At 60.7% G+C, this 22,687-nt stretch carries 25 protein-coding genes; 12 read left to right on the top strand and 13 right to left on the bottom strand.

Going from position 1 to position 22,687, the window contains the following annotated elements:
* Window positions 1-22: 22 nt before the first annotated feature.
* Window positions 23-1,063 carry a zinc-dependent alcohol dehydrogenase family protein gene (locus tag J2X71_RS00715; protein WP_310378059.1) on the bottom strand — a complete coding sequence of 347 codons (1,041 nt, stop codon included), beginning with the start codon at window positions 1,061-1,063 and terminating at the stop codon, window positions 23-25.
* Window positions 1,064-1,313: 250 nt separating this feature from the next.
* Between J2X71_RS00715 and J2X71_RS00710 the strand changes: the two genes are divergently transcribed.
* Window positions 1,314-2,201, top strand: a complete 888-nt coding sequence (locus J2X71_RS00710) for a branched-chain amino acid aminotransferase (RefSeq protein ID WP_310378058.1) — start codon at window positions 1,314-1,316, stop codon at window positions 2,199-2,201.
* 11 nt (window positions 2,202-2,212) lie between these two features.
* On the opposite strand, the gene J2X71_RS00705 is transcribed toward J2X71_RS00710, so the two are convergent.
* The 3 genes from J2X71_RS00705 to J2X71_RS00695 form a co-directional block, all read right to left on the bottom strand.
* Window positions 2,213-3,394 carry an adenylate/guanylate cyclase domain-containing protein gene (locus tag J2X71_RS00705; RefSeq protein WP_405049683.1) on the bottom strand — a complete coding sequence of 394 codons (1,182 nt, stop codon included), beginning with the start codon at window positions 3,392-3,394 and terminating at the stop codon, window positions 2,213-2,215.
* Between the two features lie 47 nt (window positions 3,395-3,441).
* Window positions 3,442-5,064: an MDR family MFS transporter gene (locus tag J2X71_RS00700; RefSeq protein WP_310378055.1), complete on the bottom strand. Its 1,623-nt coding sequence runs from the start codon at window positions 5,062-5,064 to the stop codon at window positions 3,442-3,444.
* A gap of 77 nt (window positions 5,065-5,141) precedes the next feature.
* Complete coding sequence (locus tag J2X71_RS00695; RefSeq protein ID WP_310378053.1) at window positions 5,142-6,356, bottom strand: HlyD family secretion protein; 1,215 nt, start codon at window positions 6,354-6,356, stop codon at window positions 5,142-5,144.
* Between the two features lie 137 nt (window positions 6,357-6,493).
* Here J2X71_RS00695 and J2X71_RS00690 point away from each other — a divergent pair, with 137 nt between their 5' ends.
* The gene (locus tag J2X71_RS00690) at window positions 6,494-7,396 is read left to right on the top strand and encodes a LysR family transcriptional regulator (RefSeq protein ID WP_310378051.1); all 903 of its coding nucleotides are present in this window, start codon (window positions 6,494-6,496) and stop codon (window positions 7,394-7,396) included.
* 51 nt (window positions 7,397-7,447) lie between these two features.
* Here the strand turns inward: J2X71_RS00690 and J2X71_RS00685 are convergent, their stop codons facing one another.
* Together J2X71_RS00685 and gstA are read right to left on the bottom strand one after the other, a co-directional pair.
* The gene (locus J2X71_RS00685) at window positions 7,448-8,413 is read right to left on the bottom strand and encodes an NADP-dependent oxidoreductase (protein ID WP_310378049.1); all 966 of its coding nucleotides are present in this window, start codon (window positions 8,411-8,413) and stop codon (window positions 7,448-7,450) included.
* Between the two features lie 153 nt (window positions 8,414-8,566).
* Complete coding sequence (gstA, locus tag J2X71_RS00680; RefSeq protein WP_310378047.1) at window positions 8,567-9,250, bottom strand: glutathione transferase GstA; 684 nt, start codon at window positions 9,248-9,250, stop codon at window positions 8,567-8,569.
* 110 nt (window positions 9,251-9,360) lie between these two features.
* Here gstA and J2X71_RS00675 point away from each other — a divergent pair, with 110 nt between their 5' ends.
* Entirely contained in the window at window positions 9,361-9,969 is a 609-nt protein-coding gene (locus J2X71_RS00675) for a TetR/AcrR family transcriptional regulator (RefSeq protein ID WP_310378045.1), read from the top strand.
* Between the two features lie 3 nt (window positions 9,970-9,972).
* Here the strand turns inward: J2X71_RS00675 and J2X71_RS00670 are convergent, their stop codons facing one another.
* Window positions 9,973-11,202, bottom strand: a complete 1,230-nt coding sequence (locus J2X71_RS00670; protein WP_310378043.1) for an MFS transporter — start codon at window positions 11,200-11,202, stop codon at window positions 9,973-9,975.
* A gap of 193 nt (window positions 11,203-11,395) precedes the next feature.
* On the opposite strand from J2X71_RS00670, the gene J2X71_RS00665 reads away from it, so the two are divergent.
* Window positions 11,396-11,743: a nuclear transport factor 2 family protein gene (locus J2X71_RS00665; RefSeq protein ID WP_310378040.1), complete on the top strand. Its 348-nt coding sequence runs from the start codon at window positions 11,396-11,398 to the stop codon at window positions 11,741-11,743.
* On the opposite strand, the gene J2X71_RS00660 is transcribed toward J2X71_RS00665, so the two are convergent.
* The 3 genes from J2X71_RS00660 to J2X71_RS00650 all read right to left on the bottom strand — a co-directional run bounded on the left by J2X71_RS00660 (window position 11,740) and on the right by J2X71_RS00650 (window position 14,981).
* On the bottom strand, window positions 11,740-12,471 hold the full coding sequence (locus tag J2X71_RS00660) for a sulfite exporter TauE/SafE family protein (protein ID WP_310378039.1): 732 nt from the start codon (window positions 12,469-12,471) through the stop codon (window positions 11,740-11,742). The genes J2X71_RS00665 and J2X71_RS00660 overlap by 4 nt on opposite strands.
* A 164-nt stretch (window positions 12,472-12,635) precedes the next feature.
* Entirely contained in the window at window positions 12,636-13,304 is a 669-nt protein-coding gene (locus J2X71_RS00655) for a class I SAM-dependent methyltransferase (RefSeq protein ID WP_310378037.1), read from the bottom strand.
* Between the two features lie 135 nt (window positions 13,305-13,439).
* The gene (locus J2X71_RS00650) at window positions 13,440-14,981 is read right to left on the bottom strand and encodes a hypothetical protein (protein WP_310378035.1); all 1,542 of its coding nucleotides are present in this window, start codon (window positions 14,979-14,981) and stop codon (window positions 13,440-13,442) included.
* A 504-nt stretch (window positions 14,982-15,485) separates the two neighbouring features.
* On the opposite strand from J2X71_RS00650, the gene J2X71_RS00645 reads away from it, so the two are divergent.
* From J2X71_RS00645 to J2X71_RS00630, 4 genes are all read left to right on the top strand, one after another.
* Window positions 15,486-16,088, top strand: coding sequence for a superoxide dismutase (locus J2X71_RS00645; protein ID WP_007827154.1), 603 nt, complete (start codon window positions 15,486-15,488; stop codon window positions 16,086-16,088).
* Between the two features lie 159 nt (window positions 16,089-16,247).
* Complete coding sequence (locus tag J2X71_RS00640; RefSeq protein ID WP_310378030.1) at window positions 16,248-16,571, top strand: metalloregulator ArsR/SmtB family transcription factor; 324 nt, start codon at window positions 16,248-16,250, stop codon at window positions 16,569-16,571.
* Window positions 16,568-16,978 carry an SRPBCC domain-containing protein gene (locus J2X71_RS00635; RefSeq protein WP_310378029.1) on the top strand — a complete coding sequence of 137 codons (411 nt, stop codon included), beginning with the start codon at window positions 16,568-16,570 and terminating at the stop codon, window positions 16,976-16,978. The genes J2X71_RS00640 and J2X71_RS00635 overlap by 4 nt, the downstream gene beginning before the upstream one ends.
* 41 nt (window positions 16,979-17,019) lie before the next feature.
* Window positions 17,020-17,241, top strand: a complete 222-nt coding sequence (locus tag J2X71_RS00630) for a hypothetical protein (RefSeq protein WP_310378027.1) — start codon at window positions 17,020-17,022, stop codon at window positions 17,239-17,241.
* A 51-nt stretch (window positions 17,242-17,292) separates the two neighbouring features.
* Here the strand turns inward: J2X71_RS00630 and J2X71_RS00625 are convergent, their stop codons facing one another.
* Window positions 17,293-17,751, bottom strand: a complete 459-nt coding sequence (locus J2X71_RS00625) for an NUDIX domain-containing protein (RefSeq protein ID WP_310378025.1) — start codon at window positions 17,749-17,751, stop codon at window positions 17,293-17,295.
* 141 nt (window positions 17,752-17,892) lie between these two features.
* On the opposite strand from J2X71_RS00625, the gene J2X71_RS00620 reads away from it, so the two are divergent.
* Window positions 17,893-18,738: a metallophosphoesterase gene (locus tag J2X71_RS00620; RefSeq protein WP_310378023.1), complete on the top strand. Its 846-nt coding sequence runs from the start codon at window positions 17,893-17,895 to the stop codon at window positions 18,736-18,738.
* Here the strand turns inward: J2X71_RS00620 and J2X71_RS00615 are convergent.
* Entirely contained in the window at window positions 18,735-19,649 is a 915-nt protein-coding gene (locus tag J2X71_RS00615) for an AraC family transcriptional regulator (RefSeq protein WP_310378021.1), read from the bottom strand. The genes J2X71_RS00620 and J2X71_RS00615 overlap by 4 nt on opposite strands.
* A gap of 159 nt (window positions 19,650-19,808) precedes the next feature.
* On the opposite strand from J2X71_RS00615, the gene J2X71_RS00610 reads away from it, so the two are divergent.
* On the top strand, window positions 19,809-20,579 hold the full coding sequence (locus J2X71_RS00610) for an SDR family oxidoreductase (protein WP_310378019.1): 771 nt from the start codon (window positions 19,809-19,811) through the stop codon (window positions 20,577-20,579).
* Between the two features lie 38 nt (window positions 20,580-20,617).
* On the opposite strand, the gene J2X71_RS00605 is transcribed toward J2X71_RS00610, so the two are convergent.
* On the bottom strand, window positions 20,618-21,319 hold the full coding sequence (locus J2X71_RS00605) for a YafY family protein (RefSeq protein WP_310378017.1): 702 nt from the start codon (window positions 21,317-21,319) through the stop codon (window positions 20,618-20,620).
* Between the two features lie 127 nt (window positions 21,320-21,446).
* Here J2X71_RS00605 and J2X71_RS00600 point away from each other — a divergent pair, with 127 nt between their 5' ends.
* Both J2X71_RS00600 and J2X71_RS00595 read left to right on the top strand, forming a co-directional pair.
* A complete protein-coding gene (locus J2X71_RS00600) occupies window positions 21,447-22,082 on the top strand; it encodes a LysE family translocator (protein ID WP_310378015.1) in 636 nt (211 codons plus the stop codon).
* Between the two features lie 134 nt (window positions 22,083-22,216).
* Window positions 22,217-22,660: a cytochrome c gene (locus J2X71_RS00595; RefSeq protein WP_310378013.1), complete on the top strand. Its 444-nt coding sequence runs from the start codon at window positions 22,217-22,219 to the stop codon at window positions 22,658-22,660.
* Window positions 22,661-22,687: the final 27 nt, after the last annotated feature.

Raw genomic sequence — 22,687 nt, 5'->3', positions numbered from 1 at the left:
CGCGGACTACCATCCCACGTTGCTAGAATTGCGTAATCACGCTGATGCCCGTGCCTTCGGCCTTGTCGAGCGTCATCAGTGCCGGCACTGCCTCCGCAAGGCTGATGCGCCGGCCGATCAGTTTCTGCGGCGCGATCTTGCCGGCGGCGAGCATCGAGAGCATGGCATCGTAGCGCCAAGCCTGCATGCCGTGGCTGCCGTAGATTTCCAGCTCATGGCCGATCACCTGCGCCATCGGGATCTGCGGCGTGGAATGCTCGCCGAGCATGAGCCCTACCTGTACATGCCGGCCGCGCCGGCGCAGGTTCTTGATCGAATTGAAGCAGGTGACGGGGTGGCCGAGTGCGTCGATGGAGACATGCGCGCCACCCTTGGTGATTTCACGCACCGCTTCAGCCACATCGGCGACCGCGGAGGCATTGATCGTCGCGACCGCTCCGCATTCGCGTGCAAAGGCAAGCTTCTCCTCGGATATATCGACGGCAATTGCGTTCGCCCCCAGCGCAGTCGCGATCATGATCGCCGAAAGCCCGACGCCGCCGCAGCCATGTATGGCAATCCATTCGCCCGGGCCGGTACGTGCCTGGTCGGCAACCGCGCGGAAGGAGGTGGCGAAGCGGCAACCGAGGCTCGCTGCCGTGGCGTCATCCACGCTCTCGGGCAGATGCACCAGATTGGTATCGGCATAGTCGATGCCGACATATTCCGCGAAGGAACCCCAATGGGTGAAGCCCGGCTGGAACTGGTTGGGGCAAACCTGCTGATTGCCCGAATGGCATTCACTGCAATGGCCGCAGCCGGAAACGAAAGGTACGGTCACACGGTCGCCGACCTTGAAGCGCACGACACCTCTGCCGGTCGCGACGATCTTGCCGGCAAGCTCGTGGCCCGGCACATGTGGCAAGCGGATATCCGGATCATGGCCCATCCAGCCGTGCCAGTCGCTGCGGCAAAGCCCGGTTGCGCCGACTTTGATGACCACACCGTCTTCCGTCGGCGTCGGGTCCGGCACGGTGCGGATATCAGGCGCCTGTTCGAAAGCTTCGTAATACATGGCTTTCATCTGTCTTCTCCTGGGCGGGATATGCGTGTCTTCATCCATGATGGCATGCGGCGAGGGTTTTCATCCAGTCGCCTTTCCATCATTTTCCTTTATGGACCCATCGTTTTAGAACCATGACACACGCATCAATATTTCAATCCTAGCGCACTATCGGGCATTTTATTGCTTCGATGTTTCAACCGTCAATTTGCGCTTGACCGCCCCCGACAGGGAGGATTTTGCTTTGCCGACTTCATGAGGAGAGCCGCAAATGCCCGTCGATACGTCACCCCGCACGACCACCTGGACCTATGTCGACGGAGAGTGGATTGCCGGCAACCCGCCGCTGATCGGGCCGACCTCCCATGCCATGTGGCTGGGCTCCACCGTCTTTGATGGCGCCCGCTGGTTCGATGGCATTGCGCCCGATCTCGACCTGCATTGCCAGCGTATCAACCGATCTGCTGTCGCCATGGGCCTGAAGCCGGTGAAGACTGCTGAAGAGATCGAGGCGCTCGCCTGGGAAGGCGTGAAGAAATTCGACGGCAAGACGCCGATCTACATCAAGCCGATGTATTGGGGCGAGCATGGTTCGCCGGGCAGTGTCGTGGCCGTTGATGGCGAATCCACTCGCTTCGCGCTCTGCCTGTTCGAAGCCGCGATGGGCGGCCATGGCGGCTCTTCGCTGACCGTCTCGCCCTACCGCCGCCCCACGCCGGAAACCGCAATGACCGATGCCAAGGCAGGCGCGCTCTATCCGAACAGCGGCCGGGCGATTGCCGAAGCGAGAGGCCGCGGCTTCGACAATGCGCTGATGCGCGATATGAACGGTAATGTGGTCGAAACAGCTTCCTCGAACGTCTTCATGGTCAAGGACGGCGTCGTCTTCACCCCGATTGCCAACCGTACCTTCCTCGCCGGCATCACGCGGCTGCGCGTCATCGGCTTGCTGCGCAAAGCCGGCTTCGACGTGCGCGAGACGACACTTTCTGTCGAGGATTTCATGGGTGCCGACGAGATTTTCACGTCGGGCAACTATTCGAAGGTCGTCGGCGTCAACAGGCTCGACGGCCGCAATTTCCAGGAAGGTCCGATTACCCGCAAGGCGCTGGAACTCTACATGAACTGGGCTTATGGGCGCGGGGGGAATGAGGAGTAGTGCGCCGCTGCCTAGCGTCTCACCGCATAAAGCTCTACGCCATCCGTGAAGCCCTTTAATCTGTGGCTTCCCGCTGACACGGCATCCTCAGGGCCCACCTCATTGAAAAAGTCCTGAGACATCAGCAGGGCCTCCCCAAGCTCGCTGCACACGCCCTGAATACGGCTGACGAGATTCACATCCCCGCCGATCAGCGTGAAATCCAGTCGCCGGCCGGAGCCGATATTGCCGTAGCTGACCTCGCCGTGATGCAGCGCGATGCCGGCCTTGGCGCCGATGCCGTTGTAGTTGAAACCATCCAGCGCTTCGAGGATCGCCCGGGCAGCCGAAAGCGCTGCATTGCAGGTTCGGGTCGCATCATAGCCGGGGAAGAAGGCGAGCACCGCGTCACCCATGAATTTCAGCACTTCGCCGCCTTCTCGCGTGATCGCCGGAATGACGTGGTCGAAATAAGCGTTCAGCAATCCGAGCACGGTTTCGCCCGGCAAGCGGTTGGAGAGTTCGGTAAAGCCGCGCAGGTCGCAGAGCAGCAGGGCTGCCTGCATGGATTCGATTTCGCCCTGGCGGATGCGGCCGGAAAGGATGCGGCTTGCCGTCAGCGGCCCGATATAGGTGTCGAGCAGGCTGAGTTCGACTTGGCGCAGAATGCGGAGTTCGCTGGTATTGCGCAGCGCCGGCACGATACGCTCGATCACCTGCATTTCAGGGGTGGTGAAGCCGCCCGGCCGCTTGGTGCCGAAGATCGCGGCGCTGACCGGGCCGTCGGCATTGCAAAGCGGCGCGATCATCAGCTGCACGAGGCCACGCCCGGCGAAGACGTCGATATGCTGCCAGCGGCCGTGCGGGCTCTGGCCCGGGCCGACGACGAGCAGTTCACGGCTTTCGAAAACCTTTTGCAGTGGCGTATTGGCAATGGCGAGCCGTGTGCCATGCTCGCGGTCATGGATTTCCACCGGTTCGCCCGGCGCCCAGGCGATAGTGCGGCCGATATATTCCGGGTGCAGCGTCATCAGATGCAGCGTCAGCCGGTCGACTGGAACACCGAGCGCCCGAAGGCGGCGCCCGAGGCCGGAGACGAGGCCGACCTCGTCGAGAGCATGACATTCGTCGCCGGTCAGCCATTCGATGAGGCCGAGCACCGCAGTCGTGTTGAGGCTGTTGGCGGGTGCCCTGGTTTCAACGGCGTAGTCGATGTCGAGCAGGTTATTCACGAGTGTTCTCCTTCGCTGGGACGGTGCGCTCAGTGAGCGCCGCCGCCGGAGACCTGGCCGGTTTTTTTCAGAAGCAGGGAGGCGAGCAGAGCGATGACGAGGGCGACGCCGAGCAGGAAGAAAGTGTCGCTGAAGGCCATGATATTGGCCTGCTTGCGCAGCTTCAGTGCGATGGCGACGACCGCCTTGTGCGTGGCAATGGCCTGGTCGCTGACGCCGTGGCTCATGAAATAGCCTGTGAGCTTTGCGACGCGATCGCGGGTGGCTTCCTCGAAGACGGAGACCGAATTGGTCAGGATATTCGAGTGGAACTGCTCGCGCTTCGACAGGAAGGTCTGCAGCGAGGCGATACCGACGGCGCCGCCGAGATTGCGCATCATGTTGAAGAGGGCGGAAGCCGAACCGGCATTCTCCGGCTCGATACCTGCGGTGGCGATGGCCGAGAGCGGCGTGAAGACAAGTGCCTGACCGACGGCACGCACGACATTCGGCCAGAAGAGCTGATCGCTCGCATAGTCGCCCGTCATATGAACGTTCATGAAGTTTGAGGCGGCGAAGAGAACGAAGCCGACGACGATCAGCAGGCGGATATCGAAGTGCTTCATCAGGCGCGGCACCAGCGGGATCAGCAGAAGCTGCGGGATGCCGGTCCAGGCAAGCACCAGGCCGATCTGCTCGGAATTATAGCCCTGGATACGGGTTAGGTAGATCGGCAGTACGAAGACGGAGCCATAGAGCGCGATACCCAGCAGGAAATTCGCAAGGATGCCGAAGCCGAAGTTCCGGCGGGCAAACAAGCGCAGGTTCAAGAGCGGATGGGCGACTTTCAGCTCAATGATGAGGAAGAGCGTCAGCGAGACGGCGGCGATAACAGTGAGGCGGACGATGAAATCCGAGCCGAACCAGTCTTCCTTATTGCCTTCTTCCAGCACGGTCTGCAGTGCGGCAAGACCGATCGCCATGGTGATGATGCCAGGCCAGTCGCCTTTGGCGAGCAGGCCGAGATTCATCGGCGCACGGTCGAGCGAAGCCCAGAGCATGCCGACCATCAGCGCGCCGGGCACGAGGTTGATATAGAAGATATATTCCCAGCCCCAGTTTTCAGTGAAGTAGCCGCCGATGGTCGGGCCGATTGCCGGGGCAAAGGTGGCTGAAAGGGCAAAGAGTGCCAGGCCGATCGGTTGCTTGGGCTTGGGCAGCAGCATGATGATGATGGTGAAGGCCATCGGGATCAGCACGCCGCCGGAAAAGCCCTGGATGGCGCGCAGGATGATCATCTGCTGCAGGTTGACCGCGAAAGCGCAGGCGACCGAAAAGATGAGGAACAGGATAGCATTGACCAGCAGATAGTTGCGGACCGAAAAGACCCGGGCAAGCCATGCGCTGAGCGGAATGACGACGATCTCGGCGATGAGATACGAGGTCGAGATCCAGCCGCCATCGTCGGTGCCGGCGCCGATGGCGCCCTGAATGTCGGCCAGCGAAGCATTGACGATCTGGATGTTGAGGATCGCCATGAAGGCGCCGAGTGTGGAGCCGACGACGGCGGTCCACATGCGAAGCGGGCTCATGGCGGGTTTGACAGCGGGGACCGTCGCTGGGGCGGGGCGCGCGACCGAATTGCTGTTTGCGGCGATCTGAAGCGTAGCCATGACTTATCTCCTTCCGGCTCTGCGGAAAACTGTCTCATGACGCTTTTCGGGTGATAATTGAGAAAGGGATGGAAGGATCATCCAGCAGGAGTGGATAATCCTTCCTCCGCGGCCGCGGAGGTCTGGGCGGCCTTGGTATCGATATCGGGGATTACAGACATGCCCGAGCGCAGCAGGCCCGCAAGGCGTTCGTCATCGATGACGATCTTAACCGGGATGCGTTGGACGATCTTGGTGAAGTTGCCGGTGGCATTGTCGGGCGGCAGCAGCGAGAATTCGAGACCGCTGGCCGGCGAGACGCTGTCGACGTGGCCCTTGATGGCAATATCCGGGAAGCTGTCGACCTTGATCTCTACCGTCTGGCCGGGGCGAACGAAGGTCAGCTGCGTTTCCTTGAAGTTGGCGACGACATAGACCGCATGCAGCGGCACGACCGCCATCAGCTGGGTGCCCGAGGTGACATACTGGCCGACGCGGATTGAGCGCGCGCCGACCGTGCCGTCAACGGCAGCGACTATATCCGTATAGGAAAGGTTCAGTTCGGCCTGGCTGGCGGCAGCGGCAGCGCGGTCGCGCTGGGCGAGCAGTTGCTCGCGCTGCGTCTGCAGCACCGGCACCTTGTTCTCGGCGGCAACGAGTGCCGCCTTATCGCGTTCGACAGCAGCGGCGGCCTGATCCTTCAGCGACTGGCTCTGTTCGGCGCGGGATTGCGTGCCGGCGCCGTTGGTGATCAGCCGGCTCGCGCGGTTGGCATCGGACTGGGCGAAGGTCAGCGAAGCCTGCGATGCATCGAGTGTTGCGCGGGCCTGCGCAATGATCGACTGCTGCAGCGAGATCTGCGCATCGAGATTGGTGACGGCGGCCTCAGCAGCCTTCACATCGGCCTTGGCCTGCGACAGTGCAGCCTGGAAATCGCGGTCGTCGATGCGGGCGAGAACTTGCCCGGCTGTGACGGTGTCATTGTCATTGACGAGGACCTGCTTGATATAACCGGCGACCTTTGGGGCAACGGTCGTGTAATCGGCCTTCACATAGGCATCGTCGGTGGATTCGATGAAGCGGCCGACTGTCCAGTAGCGGTAGCCGAAATCACCGGCGAAGGCGCCGCTGGCAAGCAGCGCTGCGGCGATGACGGCGCGCTTGATGAGCTTGCGGCCGGTCTTCCTAGGGGTATCAACGGCCGCGGCGGCTGCAGCCATTGCTTCTGCAGCCGGTGCTGCAGCTTCTGCGGTGGGGGCGGTTCCGGCCTGTTGGACGTTCTTGAAAACTTCGTTGCGGGGCAGTTCGACCATTGTCCTTCTCCATTCGTCTCGGCTTCATCAGTGCGAAGCCCTGTTCGATGAGCGGAAGATGGACCCGGACATGCTTTCTGATAATCTGCTGTTTTCGGGAAGGATCATCAACTCTCAGCGGATAATCGAGGAATAATATGGATCGGCTGACCAGCCTCACAGTCTTCGGTCGGGTGGTGGAATGCGGCGGTTTTTCCGCTGCCGCGCGGCGCCTCAACATGTCCGTCACCATGGTGGGCAACCATGTGCAATCATTGGAAGATCGCCTCGGCGTACGGCTATTGAACCGCACCACGCGCAAGGTCAGCCTGACCGAAACCGGCAAATATTATTATGAGCGCTCGTCGCAGATCCTGGCCGATCTGGAAGAGGCGGACCGCGCTGCCGGGGCCTTGAGTTCGACGCCGCGCGGCACGCTGAGATTCTATACGAGCAGCGCCATCGTCCGCTTCCTGCTGCCCGTCATCAACGAGTTCATGACGCTCTATCCGGCGGTTCAGATCGATTTCAACATCGGCGAGCGATCGGTGGATATGATCGAAGACGGGTATGATCTGGTGATCCGCACGACGCCATCACCGGATTCGAGCCTCGTTGCGCGCAAGCTGACGCCCTGGCGGCATTTCCTCGTCTGCTCGCCGGACTATCTGAAGACCCACGCCATGCCGACGACACCGGCGGAGGTCGCCGAGCACAATTGCCTGCAATATGCCTACTATCCCTTTGGCGAGGAATGGCGTTTCGAGGATGCCGAGGGGCGGCAGGAAAGCGTCAAGGTGGGCGGCAGCATCATCTCCAACAGCGCCGAGACCCTGCGTTATCTGGTGCTGAACGGGCAGGGCATCTTCCTCGCACCAAGCTTCGTCGTCTTCGAGGATCTGGAGGCCGGCCGCCTAGTGCGAATGATGCCGGATTATCGCGGCGTCGAGATCCATATCAACGCCGTTTATCCGAACCGCAGCCATCTTCCGACCAAGGTGCGGCTGTTCCTCGACATGCTGGTGGACCGTTTCGCCGAACACCGAAAATGGATGGCATGAAAAGCGTCCGGCAGGACTGTTTATCTCGCCGGGCGTCCCCTAAGGTCATTGTCAGATGACTTTCAGCACGATCTTGCCCTTGCTATGCGGGCGTTTGCCTTCCAGCATCTCATGCGCCGCGATCGCCGCATCGAGCGGCAGCACATCGCCGACATTGGTTTCTAGCTGACCGGCATCGACCATCGCGGTGATTTCACTGAGCTCCTTGGTCGTGACATTGACGAGGAAGAAGAAGGCCTCGACGCCCTGCGTTTTAGCTAGCTCCTGATCCGGCTGCGAAACGGCGGAAACAAGCTTGCCGCCGCGCTTCAGCACCGCAAAGGAGCGTGTCTGCGTCTCCCCGCCGGCGAGATCGATGACGGCATCGACCTCATGGGCAAAGTCCTCGAAACGCTGGCTGCGGAAGTCGACGGCGACATCGGCGCCGAGTCGCTTGACGGTCTCGATATCGCTTCCGCTTGCCGTGGCGATCACCTTCAGCCCGGCCTTGTGGGCGAACTGCACCGCATAGGCGCCGACATTGCCCGCCGCGCCATGAATGAGCACCGTCTGTCCAGCCGTCAGCCTAGCGTGGTCGAACAGCGCCTGCTTTGCGGTCACCGCGATGACCGGGATCGAGGCGGCTTCGACATGGCCGATGCTTGCCGGCTCCACGCCAATCATGCCGGCTGCGGCAATCGCATATTCGGCATAGGCGCCGATGAAGCGCGGATTGGTGACACCGTAGACCGCATCGCCGCGGGCTAAATGGGTGACACCTTCGCCGACCGCTTCCACCGTGCCCGAGAGATCAGAGCCGAGCGTCAGCGGTAGCGGCTGGGGCAGGGCGCTGTTGCCCGAACGGATCCAGCCATCCCAGGGACCGACCCCGGCCGCATGCACCTTGATCAGAACCTCATCCTTGCCGGGCGCGGGGATCTCGACATCCTCGGCAATGATGGCTTCCGGCGGTCCGAATGCATGAACCCTGTAGGCTTTCATGGTCGTCTTTGTCTCGCTCTCGGTAATCGTGGTCATCTTCTGCTCCTTCGTGTGAACCGGCTCTCCGGTTTCGATGGAGTGAAGATGCCGCCATCGAAGACTTTCGATAATCCCTGCTGTTCGGGAACGATTATCAAGCATCAGAGGATAATCCGGTCCGGCCGCGCGTTCTGCCGGACCGACATTTTATCACGGCCGGACCGGCGAGCCGACATATCCGGCAGACTGGATATAGGCGATGGGCGCAAAGAAGTTGCCGCGGGCATTGAAGGCCATCAGCCCTTCCTCGCTCAACGCCGCCCGCACGGCCGGGCGGGCTGCGACACGCTTCATGAAGGCAGGAAGGGCGGGAAAACGATCGAGATCGATTTCGATCCAGGGCGACCAGTTGAGGCAGACGAAGAGATAGGCATCCGCGACCGTGAAATTCTCGCCGGTGAGATAGGGAACGGCAAGGCGTCCATTGATCCAGTCGAGGCGTTTGTTCACGACCGTGCGCATCGCCTCATGTGCGATGGCGTAATCGGCATTGAAGAGCATTGCCATCGGCTTGTGCAGTTCCGACGTGATGAAATTCAGCAGGGATTGCACCTGATTGCGGCCAAAGTCGCCGATCTCGGGCAGCATCCTTCTGCCCTCAGGCGCGCTATCGGCAAGAAACTGCACGATCGCCGGCCCCTCCGTCAGCACCTTGCCATCGTCGAGCATCAGCGCCGGCACATAGCCGTTGCCGTTGATGGCGAGATAGTCCTCGCCGTGGCTGGTGCGATGCGTCTTTCGATCGACCGTGATGAGCTCGATATCGATATCCAGTTCCCGGCAGACGATATGCGGCGAAAGCGAACAGGCGGCCGCGTGCATATAGAGTTTCATAGGTTCCTCCTCCTGCGGCAGCGTGAAACCGCCTGCATCAATTCGTTGGACATTTGTACTATTTCGCATAAAATTCCCGTGGTCAATTATTTTATGCGAAACGGTACAAAATGAGCGAGAAGAAGCGCGGCCGCCCGAGGGCCTTCGACGCGAAGGTGACATTGGAAAAGGCGAGGGAGGTGTTCTGGGATCGCGGTTTTGCCGGCACGTCGCTGGACACACTAAGCGCCGCCACCCAGCTCAACCGCCCGAGCCTCTATGGTGCCTTCGGCGACAAGGAGGATCTCTATCTCGATACTCTCGAGGGCTATCGCGCCGAAAGCATGGACGTGCTGGCGAACGCGCTCGACCCGTCGCTGCCCCTGCGTCAAAACCTCGCGCGTGTCTATCAGCGCGCTCTGGCCATCTATCTCCACGGGGAAACCGCCGCACGTGGCTGCTTCCTCATCGGCACAGCAACGGCCGAGGCGATCCAGCATGAGCGGGTCCGGGAAATATTGAGCCGCAGCCTCGACGATTTCGACGGGGAGATCGAAAAGCGCATGAAGCTCGCGATAGAACGGGGCGAATTGCCCGACCGAAGCGATCCTCACACGCTTGCAAGGCTCGCTTCCGCCGTCATGCATTCGCTTGCAGTCCGTGCGCGGGCCGGCGATAGCCGTGAAACGCTCGAGGCCCTGGCACAGTCCGGAGTGGACATGATCTGCGGCAAAGCCTGAGGTTCAGGCCTGCTCTTCCTTGGTGCGCACTAGCCATGTGAAGGCCGCGCCCGCGAGCAGGAGGACGCTGGTACCGAGAAAGACCGCCGGCATGCCGATATGCCCGCCGACGAAGCCGCCGAGAACGGGCCCGGCGACCTGGCCCACATATTGCGAGGAGATGGACAGGCCGAGAATGCTGCCGGCAGCACTATCGGGCACACTATGCCGGATGACGGCGGTAATGCAGGGCAGGAGCCCGCCAAGTGCGACGCCCATCAGGAAACGCAGAGCAATCAGCTGCCAGGAGCCGGTGACGAAGGCCTGCGGAATGAGCAGCAGTCCGGCAACCGCGAGCGCGCCGGCAATGACCGGCCAGTGGCCGATCCGGTCGGCAAGCTTGCCGAGCCGCGAGGCCGACAGAATGCTGCCGAGCGCTGCCGCCGACATGACGATCCCGGCCACCATCGTCACCTGACCCTGATCTGGCACCAGCTGCGCCACATAGACGGTGATGATCGGCTCGATCGACATATTGGCGAGCATCAGCAGCAGCCCGGTCGCAAGCATGGCGACCACCGGCCCCTTGTCGGGAATGGATTTCCAGCCGCCGGATGCCTTGGCCGCCTGTTTGCGGGCCGCCGATTTCTCTTCCTTGATGAGGAAGGTGGTGGCGAGGAAGGCGAAGAAGATCATGCCGCCGGCTGCGAGAAACGTGCCGCGGATGCCGATAATGGGCGGCAGCGCCCCACCGATCAGCGGGCCGACGAGATTGCCGGCCATGATGCCGGATGAGAGCACGCCGAGCGCCCAGGCGGAGCGGTCCTTTGGCGTCTGTGTCGCCACCAGCACCATCGAGCCGGAGGCATAACCGCCCGCCAGGCCGACGAAGAGGCGCAGCGCCACTAGCTGCCAGACGCTGCCGGCCATGCCCATCAGCGAGATGGCGATGGTCATGCCGAGGCTGGCGCGCACCAGCATCAACTTGCGACCGTAGATGTCGCCCAGCCGGCCCCAGAGCGGCGCCACGCAGGCGGCGGCAAAGAAGGTCGCGCCATAGGCAATGCCCGACCACTGCACGATCGCCGCATGATCACTCACGCCAAGCTCCTCCACGTAAAGCGGAAGGAAAGGAAGCAGCAGCGTCATCGCCACGATGGTCGTGAACGAGCCAAGCAGCGAGATGACAAGATTGCGTTTCCAGTAGGCGGAGCCAAGCGCCACCTTTGCGGCGTCCCATTGAGTGTCGGTCATTGCGGATCTTCTTCGGTACAGTCTGGCCGTGGCCAAGATGAAGCGATCCTCACTTTACGCACCGCCCTGAGGGCTGCCAAGGACGGATTCCGGCCGATCCGACCTGCCGTCATCAGGAAAAACGCATCGAAAGCCACGATTTTGCCTCTAACTGATTGCAATATGCAATCAGAATTACAAGGGAGGAACAATCATGGATCACAGGGACGAAAGCCGTGCGCAGATGCTGCGCGCGCTCTATGCAGCCTATCTGGATCGCCGGAAGGATATCGTCGGCGCTATGCTGACGGAGAACTTCACCTTTTCCAGCCCGCAGGATGATCATATCGACCGCGCAACTTATTTCGAGCGCTGTTGGCCGAACGAGCCGCAGCTGAACGCCTTCGATATCGAGTTCCTGGCGGTCCGTGGCGATGAGGCCGTCGTCCGCTACCGGGCCGAAATGACTGATGGCAAAGCCTTCCGCAATATCGAAAGCTTCCGCTTCGATGGCGACCGCATAGCATCCGTCGATGTCTATTTCGGCCGCAACACCGCTTAGAAAAACCGTATCGCCGATGTCGTGATGATGATGATCGAAACCGCAATCATCAGCGGTTTCACCGGTAGCCGCTTGACGAGGATCGCTCCGAAGGGCGCGGCGATCACGCCGCCGATGATAAGGCCAACCGCTGAGCCGAGTTCCGACCAGCCAAGCGTCAGCACGAAGGTAATCGAGATGATCAGCGTCACCGCGAATTCGGTGAAATTGGTCGAGCCGATCACCCGCTTCGGATCGTGGCCGCGGCCGACAAGCGAGCTGGTGACGATCGGTCCCCATCCGCCGCCACCGATCGCATCCAGCACGCCGCCGCAAAGCCCGACGGGTGGCACCATCCAATCGCGGACATCGCGCTTCGGTGTCGGGTGGAAGGCTTTCCAGAGGATCACGAGACCGATGGTGATCAGATAGGCCGAAACGAAGGGCTCGATGACCTTGCCATCGACATTAGCAAGCAGGAAGGCGCCGGCCGCCCCGCCGATCATGCCGGCGGGCGCCAACCGCGCCACGAGCTTCCAGTCGACATTGCGGTGCCAGGCATGGGAAATGCCGGACGCTGCCGTCGTGAACAGCTCAGTCACATGCGTCATGGCGCTGGCATTGGCGGCCGGCACGCCGAGCGTCAGCAAGCTGGTCGTGGAGAGCACGCCGAAGGCCATGCCGAGCGCGCCATCGATGATCTGCGCGCAGAAACCGACGACGATGAATAGGAAGAAATCCGTGGTCATGAAGATCCCTGGTGAGCAAAAGCTCGACTGAAAACACGCCTAACGCATGTCGCGCAAAGCTGTGCAGCGGCTTTGCGATTACGACATGCAGAGAACAAAGACCTAAAGCGTGGCAGCGAATCTGAAAGATCGCGACACGCTTTGAGGGTGAAAAAAGTTCCGTTTCAAGCGTCAAGAGCGCTCCGTTTGAGGCGGATGACCTTGAAGAAGCCCTTCGGGAAAACCGGCAATATTTCAATGGCATCGAAACCGCTCGCTCGCGCCCAGTCGATGATCCGGCTGATCCGGAAGGAGGAGCTCCAGCCGATGCGCCGGGCAAGCGGCGCCACGGCCTCCTCGATCGCGCCCTGCAGGCCGGCGCCGTCGCCGAGCTTGCTGGCCAGAATGATTTCGCCACCTGGCCGCAGAACACGGGCGCATTCATCGAGCGCCCGTTCCGGCTCGGGGATGAGCGTGATGACGAAAGGCAGGCAGACGGCATCGAAAGATTGGTCCTCGAAGGCCAGTGCGTGCGCGTCCATCACCTGCAATTGCCGGATATGGAAGAGCTTCTGTCTGATAACCTTTTCCCGCGCCCTGGCGATCATATGCTCGGAAATGTCGATGCCCGTCACTCGGGATCGCCGGGGATAGTGGGAGAGCACCAGCCCGGTGCCGACGCCGATTTCCAGAATGTCCGTACCGGCGTGGGCGGCAAGCCGCGCCAGCGTGCGATGCCCGTCGCGCAGGAGACCGCGATAGACCTGGTCGTAGACCGGTGCCCAGCGCTGATAGATCTTCTGCTGGTCTTCCGCCTGATTTTGAACTTGTCCCCGATTTTGAACTTGTCCCATGAGAGCGCCTCCTCCAGACCCTGCCTTCAAACTCGTAAAGGCAGGCTCCGGTTCCGGCGACACGACGAAGGAGCTGTCAGATGTGCTGCTTTCGCCTTCGGCGGAAAGTTTTCTTCCCGCCGAAGAGCGCTTCGATCACTCCGCCGGTGTGCGCAGATTGGTTTCGATAGCGGCGAGCTCGTCACTGACCGAGCCGGCGACCACGCCGTTGCCGCGCAGCGACTTGTTGGAAATGTCGATCATCGGCGCGAAGGTAGCGGCCGGCATGCGGACCTCTTCCTTCACGGGCTCTTCGACGGGCAGGGCGTCTGCGAGGCTCGGCCGATCGCCGCGCGCCACTTCGAGCTGGCCGCTGAGGATCGCGCGTTCGGCGCGGAGCTGGCGGATTTCCGACTTTGCGATTTCGAGGCTCGTCCGCAGCTGGCTGATTTCATAGCGGTCGGTATCGAGGCGCGTATCCAGATCGTGCTTGAAGGCTTCGATCTCGCGGTCACGCTTGCTGCGCTGGCTTTCGGCCTCGCGCAGCTTCATCACCAGATCGTTGCTGTGGGCAGCGAGCTCGCGGCGGGCGGCTTCGCTTTCCGTGCCGTTGAGACGAACGCGGTTGAGCTCGTCGGTCATCCGCTCCAGGCGCGCGAGCGCCGTGGCGAGTTCGCCCTTCGTACGCTTCAGTTCCGCACGGGTCGACTGCAGTTCCTCGTCCGTCATCTTGTTGCGGCTGTTGGCGGTCGACAGCAGCTTCTCGACAAGCTCTGACTTCGAACCGATCGCCTCGTGCCTGGTGCGCAGGTTTGCGATTTCGAGCGTCGAGGAGGTTTCCAGCGTCTCGAATTCGGTTTCCAGGCGGCGATAGCGTTCCTCGGAAGCGACCAGATCCTGCTTCAGGTTGGCGACGGAGGACTGCAGGCCGCGTGTCAGCGCCTCATGCTCCGAGAGATTGGTCTTGAGGTGGCTGCGCTCCTCGTTGAGACGGGCGATTTCGCGAAGCTGGATGCTGTTTTCGCGGCGCGAGCTTTCGACGAGCAGCTGATGGGCCGTGGTTTCCAGCTCCAGCTTCTCGCGGGTGCTCGCCAGTTCGCGGCTGCGCACATCATGATCCTGCTGCGTGCGGCGAAGCTGTGAGGAAACCTCGTCGAACTGCAGTGCCCGGTCGCGTATCTCGCGCTCGGCATCGATCAGCCGCGCCTCGACGACGGTGAATTCTTCCCGCGTCAGCTCATGCACGCCCTGCAGCTTCACCAGTTCTTCGCGGTAAGTGCCGGCCTCGACGCGCAGCTGGCTGCCGTCGAGCTTCAGCTCCTTGTTGTCGGCCGTCAGGCGCTGGTTTTCCTGGTCAGCCTTGCGCCGCGCATTGCTCTCATAGTCGAGCAGCGAGCTCAAACGCGAACATTCGGCCCTCAGAGCGCCCGTTTCGTTGAGCGAGTGACTGTGCGCACCGAGCAGCGAGGAAACCCGCTCCTGCAGCGACGTCAGGCTAACGAGCAGCTCCTCGGAAGATTGCTTGTTTTCCTCGATTGCCGTGCCGAAAGCCTGGAAATCATCGACTTCCGAAACGCTGTACTGCACCGGCGGTTTGTCCACGAGACCCGTCTGTTCGGTGACGGACAACATCTGGCGATGGCTGGATACTCTCAAACCCGGCTTGACGGGTTCTTCATTACGACGAAAAAAGCTCATGACCATCACACGCCCCGAAGTTGATGTCAGAAGTCCCTGAAATGATTTATGCAATGCTAATTAAGCTATTCCTATCAAAGGTTGCGCTAACGCTCTTTGATAGCCCTGGATTGCATCTAAGACGCGCTATTCATCGCCTGTCAAAAGCGCCTAAAAGAAATTAACAGTTTTTTATTGAAATAACGGCCGCCGCCCCTAAGCGCGGCTGCCGGACCCGAGCGTGCCTCATCTTCCAGGGGCGATTACGGGAATGTGAGCGCCGCGAGGAGAGGGATTTTATTCCTTTGCATGGCAGTCCCCGTCTTGTCGTCACGCCGCTTTCATATCCCTGAAAGCGCGACATCTCCGGGTGATTTATGCGTGTGGAGAAACCCCGTGACGAGAGGCAATTTTTCCTCGAAGCGGTTGTTTTTTGATAATTCGCCGGTTGCCTCTCAATGCTTCCCCTCCTATGTTCCGCCTCACCTGCCGATGACGCAATCTATTGCCAAGAGGAGATCTGATATGGCTTTCGAATTGCCTGAACTTCCCTATGACTACGAAGCCCTTGCTCCCTTCATGTCGAAGGAGACGCTGGAGTTCCACCACGACAAGCACCACAAGGCATACGTCGACAACGGCAACAAGCTCGCAGCGGAAGCCGGCCTTGCCGATCTCTCCCTGGAAGAGGTCGTCAAGAAGTCCTTCGGCACCAATGCCGGCCTGTTCAACAATGCTGCGCAGCACTACAACCACATCCATTTCTGGAAGTGGATGAAGAAGGGCGGCGGCGGCAACAAGCTGCCGGGCAAGCTCGAAGCTGCCTTCAATTCCGACCTTGGCGGCTATGACAAGTTCAAGGCCGATTTCGCCGCTGCCGGCGCCACCCAGTTCGGCTCCGGCTGGGCTTGGGTTTCCGTCAAGAACGGCAAGCTCGAAATCTCCAAGACCCCGAACGGCGAAAACCCGCTCGTTCACGGTGCCACCCCGATCCTCGGCGTCGACGTCTGGGAACACTCCTACTACATCGACTACCGCAACCTGCGTCCGAAGTACCTCGAAGCCTTCATCGACAGCCTGATCAACTGGGACTACGTCCTGGAGCGCTACGAAGCGGCGACGAAGTAAGCACTTCCGAGCATCTGATTTTCAGCACCCGGCGCCGCAAGCGCCGGGTGTTTTCGTTTCTGCTTCTATTCTCCTGCAATCTATCCGCCAAGGATGGCTTGACTCATTCATACCCGATTGGCTATAGATCGATCCATAGCCAATCGGGTATGAATTCAAATGTCGAATGCTCAAGATGCGCTGTTCAGGGCGCTTTCCGATCCGACCCGTCGGGGCATCTTCGAGCGCCTGTGCCGTCAGGGCGAGAAGACGGTTGGCGCTCTGACGACTCACGCGGGTGTGTCTCAGCCGGTTGTTTCGAAACATCTGGCGGTGCTCAAAAACGCCGGCCTCGTGCGCGACCGCCATGAAGGTCGTCAGACGCATTACAGCGCCGAAATCCGCGCGCTTGCTCCGCTCGCCGACTGGACGACGGAGATGGCCGGCTTCTGGGAGAGCCGGTTCGACGCTTTGGAAGATTTGCTCAAAAGGATGGACCAATGAACGACACCGCAACTGAAATCCGCTCCGTCATCGTCGAGCGGGAAATCGCGTTCCCGCCGGAAAAGATCTGGCGTGCGCTCACCCAACCGCATCTGATCCAGGAATGGCTGATGAAGAACGACTTCAAGCCCGTGCGCGATCACAGCTTCAAACTGACCGCCGAGTGGGGCTCCGTCGATTGCCGGGTACTGGAAATCGAGCCGAACCGAACGCTCGCCTATACCTGGGATGCCTACGGTCTCGAAAGCACCGTTACCTGGACACTGACACCTGTCGAATCAGGCACGCATCTGCGCATGGAACAAGCCGGCTTCCGTCCGGATCAGGAACAGGCCTACCAGGGCGCCAAGTTCGGCTGGCAGCGTTTCTTCGAAAATCTGGAACAGGTGCTGGCGCGCACCGACTGAAGCATTACGCACGGCGTCTGATTGTTTGAGGAGGAAGAATAATGAATTGGAACAAGGCGATCCGCCAGCTTCACCGTTGGCTGTCCATCATCTTCACGGTGACTGTCATTGCCAATTTCGCCACCATGGCGGTGGGCGCTCCGCCTGCCTTTGTGGTTTACTCGCCGCTACCACCACTCTTTCTGCTATTGTTCAGCGGCCTCTACATGTTTGCCTTGCCCTACTTTGCCGGTCGCCGGGAACAGGCGTCGGCCGCAAGGTAAGGAATCGCAGCTACCCGTAAAAGGGTTTGTCCCCATTCCTGCGTAAATACCTCATCTTGCGTTGCCGAAATGCCTACGAAACAGCGTCGATAAAGGGTAAGGCAGCGCAAGCGAGGGCATTTCGTTTCGTGCAAAGTATTCGAGTGATCTTGTCTCAGTATCTGTCCACCCGCCGCGATCTTCGATGACCCGACATTTAAATAGCGTGACGACATATTCGACCTGATCGCCGTTTGGATAGGTGTAGCGAAAATCTCTACCTCCAAAAACGCCGAGGATGTTGGTAGGGGTCACTGCAAGGCCAGTCTCTTCCATGACCTCACGAATGACGGCTTCTTCCGGGGTCTCCCCTGGTTCAATTGCGCCGGCAGGCAAGCTCCATCCCTCTCCCGAAGCTTTTTCCTGTAAGAGCAGATTGCCACGGGGATCGTGGATCGCAGCAGCAATCGAAGGCAGGATCAGCAAGCGGCTTCCGATCAGGCCGCGAAGCTCCCTTATGTAGGATGTCATCTGGAATGCTCCTCAGAAGATAAGACCCATGTTGTATGGGCCGGACGACCGATGCAAGAGCGGTATTGGCGGGGCTGCCAAAAGGCCGCGGCTGGCAGCGCCGTCACATCGCTGTCATCCGCCGCCTCTACATCACGCCGAATGTCATCAGCCGATCTCCCCCTTTTCCGCTTCGGCATCATCGCCGATCCGCAATATGCCGCCCTCGAACCGCAGGTCGAGATGGGGCGCTACTACGCCAACAGCCTGCCCAAGGTCCGTGCCGCCATCGAGACCTTCAATGGCGAGGAGCTGAGCTTCGTCATGACGCTCGGCGATATCATCGACCGCGATTTCAAGAGCTTCGACGATATCCTGCCGGTCTATGACACGCTGCATCACGAAGCGTTCTTCCTGCTCGGCAATCACGATTTTGGCGTGGCTTCTGAGCATCTGGAAAAGGTCGCGGGACGGGTCGGCATGCCGGCGCCCTATTACAGCTTCCAGCGCCACGGTTTCCGCTTCATCGTACTCAACGGCAATGAGGTCAGCACCTTCGCGCCGCCGGAAGGCCATCCCCACCGTGCGCTTGGCCGCGAGCGTCTGGCGGCTCTGCGGGCAGCCGGCGCCGATAACGCCCATGAGTGGAACGCATCGCTGAGCGACGAACAGTTCGCCTGGCTGGCCGGCGAAATCGAAGCGGCGAAGGCTGCGGGCGAGAAGGTGATCGTCATGAATCACTTCCCCGTCCATCCGCCCTGCGAGCATGACATGTGGGACCGGCAGCGCATCGTCGAGCTTCTGTCCTCGCAGGAAAACGTCGTCGCCTATCTCAACGGCCATAACCATGTCGGCAATTACGGTAAGGTCGGCTTCTGCCACTTTATCAATTTCAAGGGCGTGGTCGATACCGAGAGCGAAAACACCTTCGCGATCGTCGATGTCTACGCGAACCGAATGGAAATCCGCGGTTTCGGCCGTGAGGATAGCCGCACGCTCAACTACTAAGCCACTTCCGTTGCGATCGCCGCAGGCTGTGCCCGGTGCTCCTGCGCGTCCTTCTTCGGCGGTGTGCCGAACATGCGCGAATATTCGCGGCTGAACTGCGAGGCGCTTTCATAGCCCACCTGATAGGCGGCATTGGCAGCATTGATGCCATCGGCCACCATGAGCCGCCGCGCTTCCAAAAGCCGCAACTGTTTCTGATATTGCAGGGGGCTCATAGAGGTCAGCATCTTGAAATGCTGGTGAAAGGAGGAGGGGCTCATCCTTGCTGCCGCCGCCAGCTGCTCCACTCGCACCGGCGCCGTGAAATTGTCGCGCAGCAGGTGAATGGCATCCGCCACACGCCGCGTCTGGCTGCCGGGCAGCGCCAGCTTGCTGACCTCGCTGCCATTCTCGCCGGACAGCAGCCAGAAGCTGATCTCGCGCAGGATCGCCTGTCGCAGGATCGGGATAGATTTCGGTGTGTTGAGCATGCGCATCAGCCGCAGGATGCAATCCTGCAGCTCTGCCCCGAAATGCTGCACGAAAACGCCGGGACCGCCTTCACCCGAAGGCTTCGGCGGAGTTTCCATCGCCTCCAGAACCTCGCGCAGAATGGTGACATCGAGTTCCAGCGTCAGCGCGATCATCGGCCGTTCCTCGCTTGCCTCGATCACTTGGCCGAAGGCAGGCATTTCCACGCTGATAACCAGCGCCTGCATGGCTGTATAGGTATAGAGCCGCTCTCCGAACATGATCTGCTTGGCGCCGTCGATGATGATGCAGAGCGCCGGCCGATAGATCGCAGGCTTTGGCATGGTCAGCGTGGAAGAACGCATCAGGTAGAAGCCGGGCAGGGCAGTTGCAAACAGTCCGTCGCCGCCACCATGGCTGTCCATGTACTGGTTGAGTACAGTCTTGATTTCATTGGACATCGTCATTCTCCGGGTAGCGGCCTTTGCCCGCCATCTTACTCCGTAGACCGGAGGCGACAACCTGTCTGGAGGAATAGGCAAGAAGTTCGAGGCTTTCGGCATTCAAGAAAAGGGGAGTCAGGACCTAGATTCCGGTCATCCGAACAAGGAGCAACCGAGATGACCGATCAGAACGCAAATTCGAAAATCGCAATCGTCACCGGCGGCAGCCGCGGCCTCGGCCGCAACACCGTCGTCAGCCTCGCCCGTGATAGCGTCGACGTGATCTTCACCTATAATTCCAACCGCGCCGAGGCCGACAAGGTCGTCGCGGAAATCGAAGCGCTCGGCCGCAAGGCCGCCGCCCTGCAGCTCGATACCGGCAATGTCGCCACCTTCGATGCTTTCGTGGACAATGTCCGCTCGGTGCTGAAGGGCTGGGGCCGCGAGCGCTTCAACTTTCTCGTCAACAATGCCGGCACCAGCTACCACGCCTCGATCCTGGAGACGACCGAAGAGGAAATGGACAAGCTCTACAACATCCATTTCAAGGGGGTCTTTTTCCTGACCCAGAAGCTCCTGCCCGTAATCGCCGACGGCGGCCGCATCGTCAATCTTTCCAGCGGCCTTGCCCGCGTCGCCGTGCCGGGTTCCTCGGCCTACGGCTCGCTCAAGGGCGCTGTCGAGGTGCTGACGCGCTACATGGCCAACGAACTCGGCGCCCGCGGCATCGCCGTCAACACGGTCGCACCTGGCGCCATCGCTACCGACTTCAGCGGCGGCATGGTGCGCGACAATCCGGAAATCAACCGCAGGGTGGCCGCCATGACGGCGCTTGGCCGTGCCGGCGTGCCCGATGATATCGGCCCCATGATCGCCTCGCTGCTGACGGAAGCCAACCGCTGGGTGAACGCCCAGCGCATCGAGGTCTCAGGCGGCATGGCACTCTGAGTTCTTGCCGGATGGAGGAGAGGGTTGGCGAGCTTGGCTCACGCGTTGGCGGCCAGCGGCTTCTCCGTCCAGCTCTCGGTCCACAGCGTGCGTAGGCTGTCGCCTTCACCCTTGAAGAAGACGTCGGCTTCGGCACAGGCCTCCACCCGGTCGCCACGGAAATTGCGGATCGCTTGCCTGAGTTCACACCAGGCGACGATATTGGCGGTCTGGGAATAATAGATCAGCGCGATCGGGCGGATCATCCGCTCGGTCGCGCGTCCCATTTCGTCGCGATAGTTGAGCGTGAGTTTGCGTTCGTCGCGGATCGCACGGCGCACGATGGCAAGGTCGACGCCTGCAGGCGCCTGGGCGACCGTGCCCCAGGCAAACAGCGCCTTGTTCTCCATCGCCTGGCGCAGCGGTGCGGGTACTGCGCCGGCAAGCTTCTGGTTGACGCGCCGCGCCGCAAGCTTCAGCTCTTCGTCGCCTGTGCGCTCCAGGAGCGCCAGCGACAGCACGATCGCTTCCGTCTCTTCGATGGAAAACATCAGCGGCGGCAGATCGAAGCCCGGCCGCATGATATAGCCAATACCCCGCCCGCCCTCGATCGGCACGCGCATCGCCTGCAGGGCAGCAATGTCGCGGTATATCGAGCGCACCGTCACCTCCAGCCTCTCGGCCATGGTGGCAGCGGTCATCGGCTTCTTCGCCAGCCGCAATATCTGGATGATCTCGAAAAGCCTGGAGGCCTTGCGCATTTGTCGCCCTTTCTCCAACGCTCCTGACAATACACTGTCAGTTGGCTTCCCGTATAGAGCCATCTATCGGATTGAAATTGATGCACTTCCTGAAAAATCGCACGGAAATACAGGATGGACAACTGACATGAATTACCACGAAAGCCTCTGGCTCTATTTCACCCTTCTCTTCGGCATCATCATCGTGCCCGGCATGGACATGCTCTTCGTGCTCGCCAACTCGCTGACGGGCGGCACCAAGCGCGGGCTGGCCGCCACCAGCGGCATCATGCTCGGCGGGGCCGTGCATTCGGCCTATGGTGCGGCGGGCGTCGGCATTCTGGTCGCTATGCTGCCGCAGACCTTCAACGTGCTGCTCTTTGCCGGCGTCGCCTATATGATCTGGATCGGCATTTCGTTGATGCGCAGCTCGATCAAGGTCGAGGTGGTCGGCCCCGGTACAGCGCGCTCCACCTGGAAGGCGTTCCGGCAGGGCGCAGTCACCTGCCTCGTCAATCCCAAGGCCTATATCTTCGTGCTCGCCGTCTATCCGCAATTCATAAAGCCGGAATTTGGGCCGATCTGGCTGCAGGGGTTGATCATGGGCATCATGACCGTGCTCACGCAGCTCGCCGTCTACGGCACGCTTGCGATGACGGCCGGCCGCAGCCGCGATCTCCTGGTTTCGAACCCGAAGATGACTGCCGTCATCGGCCGTCTCGCCGGCCTGCTGCTGGTCTTCATTTCCGCGATCAGCCTCTGGCAAGGGTGGAAGACAGCCTGATCTGGCCTATTCTTATCACATTGTTTTTATGAGGATCCGGCTAAACGTGACTATGCGGCCACATGGATTTTGTCATGATCCCGGTGCAGATTGCCCTCGACCGGCTTCGCCGGTGGAACAATGGAGAGAGAATCATGAATTGGAAAACAGTTGCGGCGGCTGTTGCGTTCGCCGGCATTGCCCTCGGTTCGGCCATGGCCGTCGACGGCACGCATGACGCACGTATTGGAATGATGAAGCAGATCGGTGGCGCAGCAGGCGCGCTGTCCGCCATCGCCAAGGGCACCAAGCCCTATGATGCGGATGCCGTGAAGACGGCGCTGACGACGATCGCCACCACGGCGAAGGCCTTCCCGGACCAGTTCAAGCCGGGCACCGAGACGGGCGACGAGGAAGCAAGCCCGAAGATCTGGGAAAACATGGATGACTTCAAGGCACGCGCCGCGAAGCTGTCTACCGACGCCGAAACCGTTCTCGCCCAGCTTCCGGCCGATGCCGCCGGCGTCGGCGCTGCGTTGAATGCGCTCGGCGGCAATTGCGGTGGCTGTCATCAGCTCTATCGCATCAAGAAGGACTAGGCGATAGAGCTATTCCTGTATGATCTC

The organism is Rhizobium sp. 1399, from assembly GCF_031455475.1.
In the GTDB taxonomy this organism is placed as follows: Bacteria; Pseudomonadota; Alphaproteobacteria; order Rhizobiales; family Rhizobiaceae; genus Rhizobium.
This window is presented reverse-complemented; position numbering and strand designations above follow the sequence as displayed.

Excerpts from the sequence above, each read along its gene's own strand:
- J2X71_RS00625 (WP_310378025.1), bottom strand. The coding sequence starts at position 17,751 with ATGACATCCTACATAAGGGAGCTTCGCGGCCTGATCGGAAGCCGCTTG.
- J2X71_RS00675 (WP_310378045.1), top strand. The coding sequence starts at position 9,361 with ATGAGCGAGAAGAAGCGCGGCCGCCCGAGGGCCTTCGACGCGAAGGTG.
- J2X71_RS00610 (WP_310378019.1), top strand. The coding sequence starts at position 19,809 with ATGACCGATCAGAACGCAAATTCGAAAATCGCAATCGTCACCGGCGGC.
- J2X71_RS00605 (WP_310378017.1), bottom strand. The coding sequence starts at position 21,319 with ATGCGCAAGGCCTCCAGGCTTTTCGAGATCATCCAGATATTGCGGCTG.
- J2X71_RS00660 (WP_310378039.1), bottom strand. The coding sequence starts at position 12,471 with ATGACCACGGATTTCTTCCTATTCATCGTCGTCGGTTTCTGCGCGCAG.
- J2X71_RS00640 (WP_310378030.1), top strand. The coding sequence starts at position 16,248 with ATGTCGAATGCTCAAGATGCGCTGTTCAGGGCGCTTTCCGATCCGACC.
- J2X71_RS00635 (WP_310378029.1), top strand. The coding sequence starts at position 16,568 with ATGAACGACACCGCAACTGAAATCCGCTCCGTCATCGTCGAGCGGGAA.
- J2X71_RS00685 (WP_310378049.1), bottom strand. The coding sequence starts at position 8,413 with ATGACCACGATTACCGAGAGCGAGACAAAGACGACCATGAAAGCCTAC.
- J2X71_RS00655 (WP_310378037.1), bottom strand. The coding sequence starts at position 13,304 with ATGGGACAAGTTCAAAATCGGGGACAAGTTCAAAATCAGGCGGAAGAC.
- J2X71_RS00595 (WP_310378013.1), top strand. The coding sequence starts at position 22,217 with ATGAATTGGAAAACAGTTGCGGCGGCTGTTGCGTTCGCCGGCATTGCC.
- J2X71_RS00715 (WP_310378059.1), bottom strand. The coding sequence starts at position 1,063 with ATGAAAGCCATGTATTACGAAGCTTTCGAACAGGCGCCTGATATCCGC.
- J2X71_RS00645 (WP_007827154.1), top strand. The coding sequence starts at position 15,486 with ATGGCTTTCGAATTGCCTGAACTTCCCTATGACTACGAAGCCCTTGCT.
- J2X71_RS00690 (WP_310378051.1), top strand. The coding sequence starts at position 6,494 with ATGGATCGGCTGACCAGCCTCACAGTCTTCGGTCGGGTGGTGGAATGC.
- gstA (WP_310378047.1), bottom strand. The coding sequence starts at position 9,250 with ATGAAACTCTATATGCACGCGGCCGCCTGTTCGCTTTCGCCGCATATC.
- J2X71_RS00670 (WP_310378043.1), bottom strand. The coding sequence starts at position 11,202 with ATGACCGACACTCAATGGGACGCCGCAAAGGTGGCGCTTGGCTCCGCC.
- J2X71_RS00620 (WP_310378023.1), top strand. The coding sequence starts at position 17,893 with ATGTCATCAGCCGATCTCCCCCTTTTCCGCTTCGGCATCATCGCCGAT.
- J2X71_RS00650 (WP_310378035.1), bottom strand. The coding sequence starts at position 14,981 with ATGAGCTTTTTTCGTCGTAATGAAGAACCCGTCAAGCCGGGTTTGAGA.
- J2X71_RS00630 (WP_310378027.1), top strand. The coding sequence starts at position 17,020 with ATGAATTGGAACAAGGCGATCCGCCAGCTTCACCGTTGGCTGTCCATC.
- J2X71_RS00700 (WP_310378055.1), bottom strand. The coding sequence starts at position 5,064 with ATGGCTACGCTTCAGATCGCCGCAAACAGCAATTCGGTCGCGCGCCCC.
- J2X71_RS00695 (WP_310378053.1), bottom strand. The coding sequence starts at position 6,356 with ATGGTCGAACTGCCCCGCAACGAAGTTTTCAAGAACGTCCAACAGGCC.
- J2X71_RS00710 (WP_310378058.1), top strand. The coding sequence starts at position 1,314 with ATGCCCGTCGATACGTCACCCCGCACGACCACCTGGACCTATGTCGAC.
- J2X71_RS00600 (WP_310378015.1), top strand. The coding sequence starts at position 21,447 with ATGAATTACCACGAAAGCCTCTGGCTCTATTTCACCCTTCTCTTCGGC.
- J2X71_RS00665 (WP_310378040.1), top strand. The coding sequence starts at position 11,396 with ATGGATCACAGGGACGAAAGCCGTGCGCAGATGCTGCGCGCGCTCTAT.
- J2X71_RS00615 (WP_310378021.1), bottom strand. The coding sequence starts at position 19,649 with ATGTCCAATGAAATCAAGACTGTACTCAACCAGTACATGGACAGCCAT.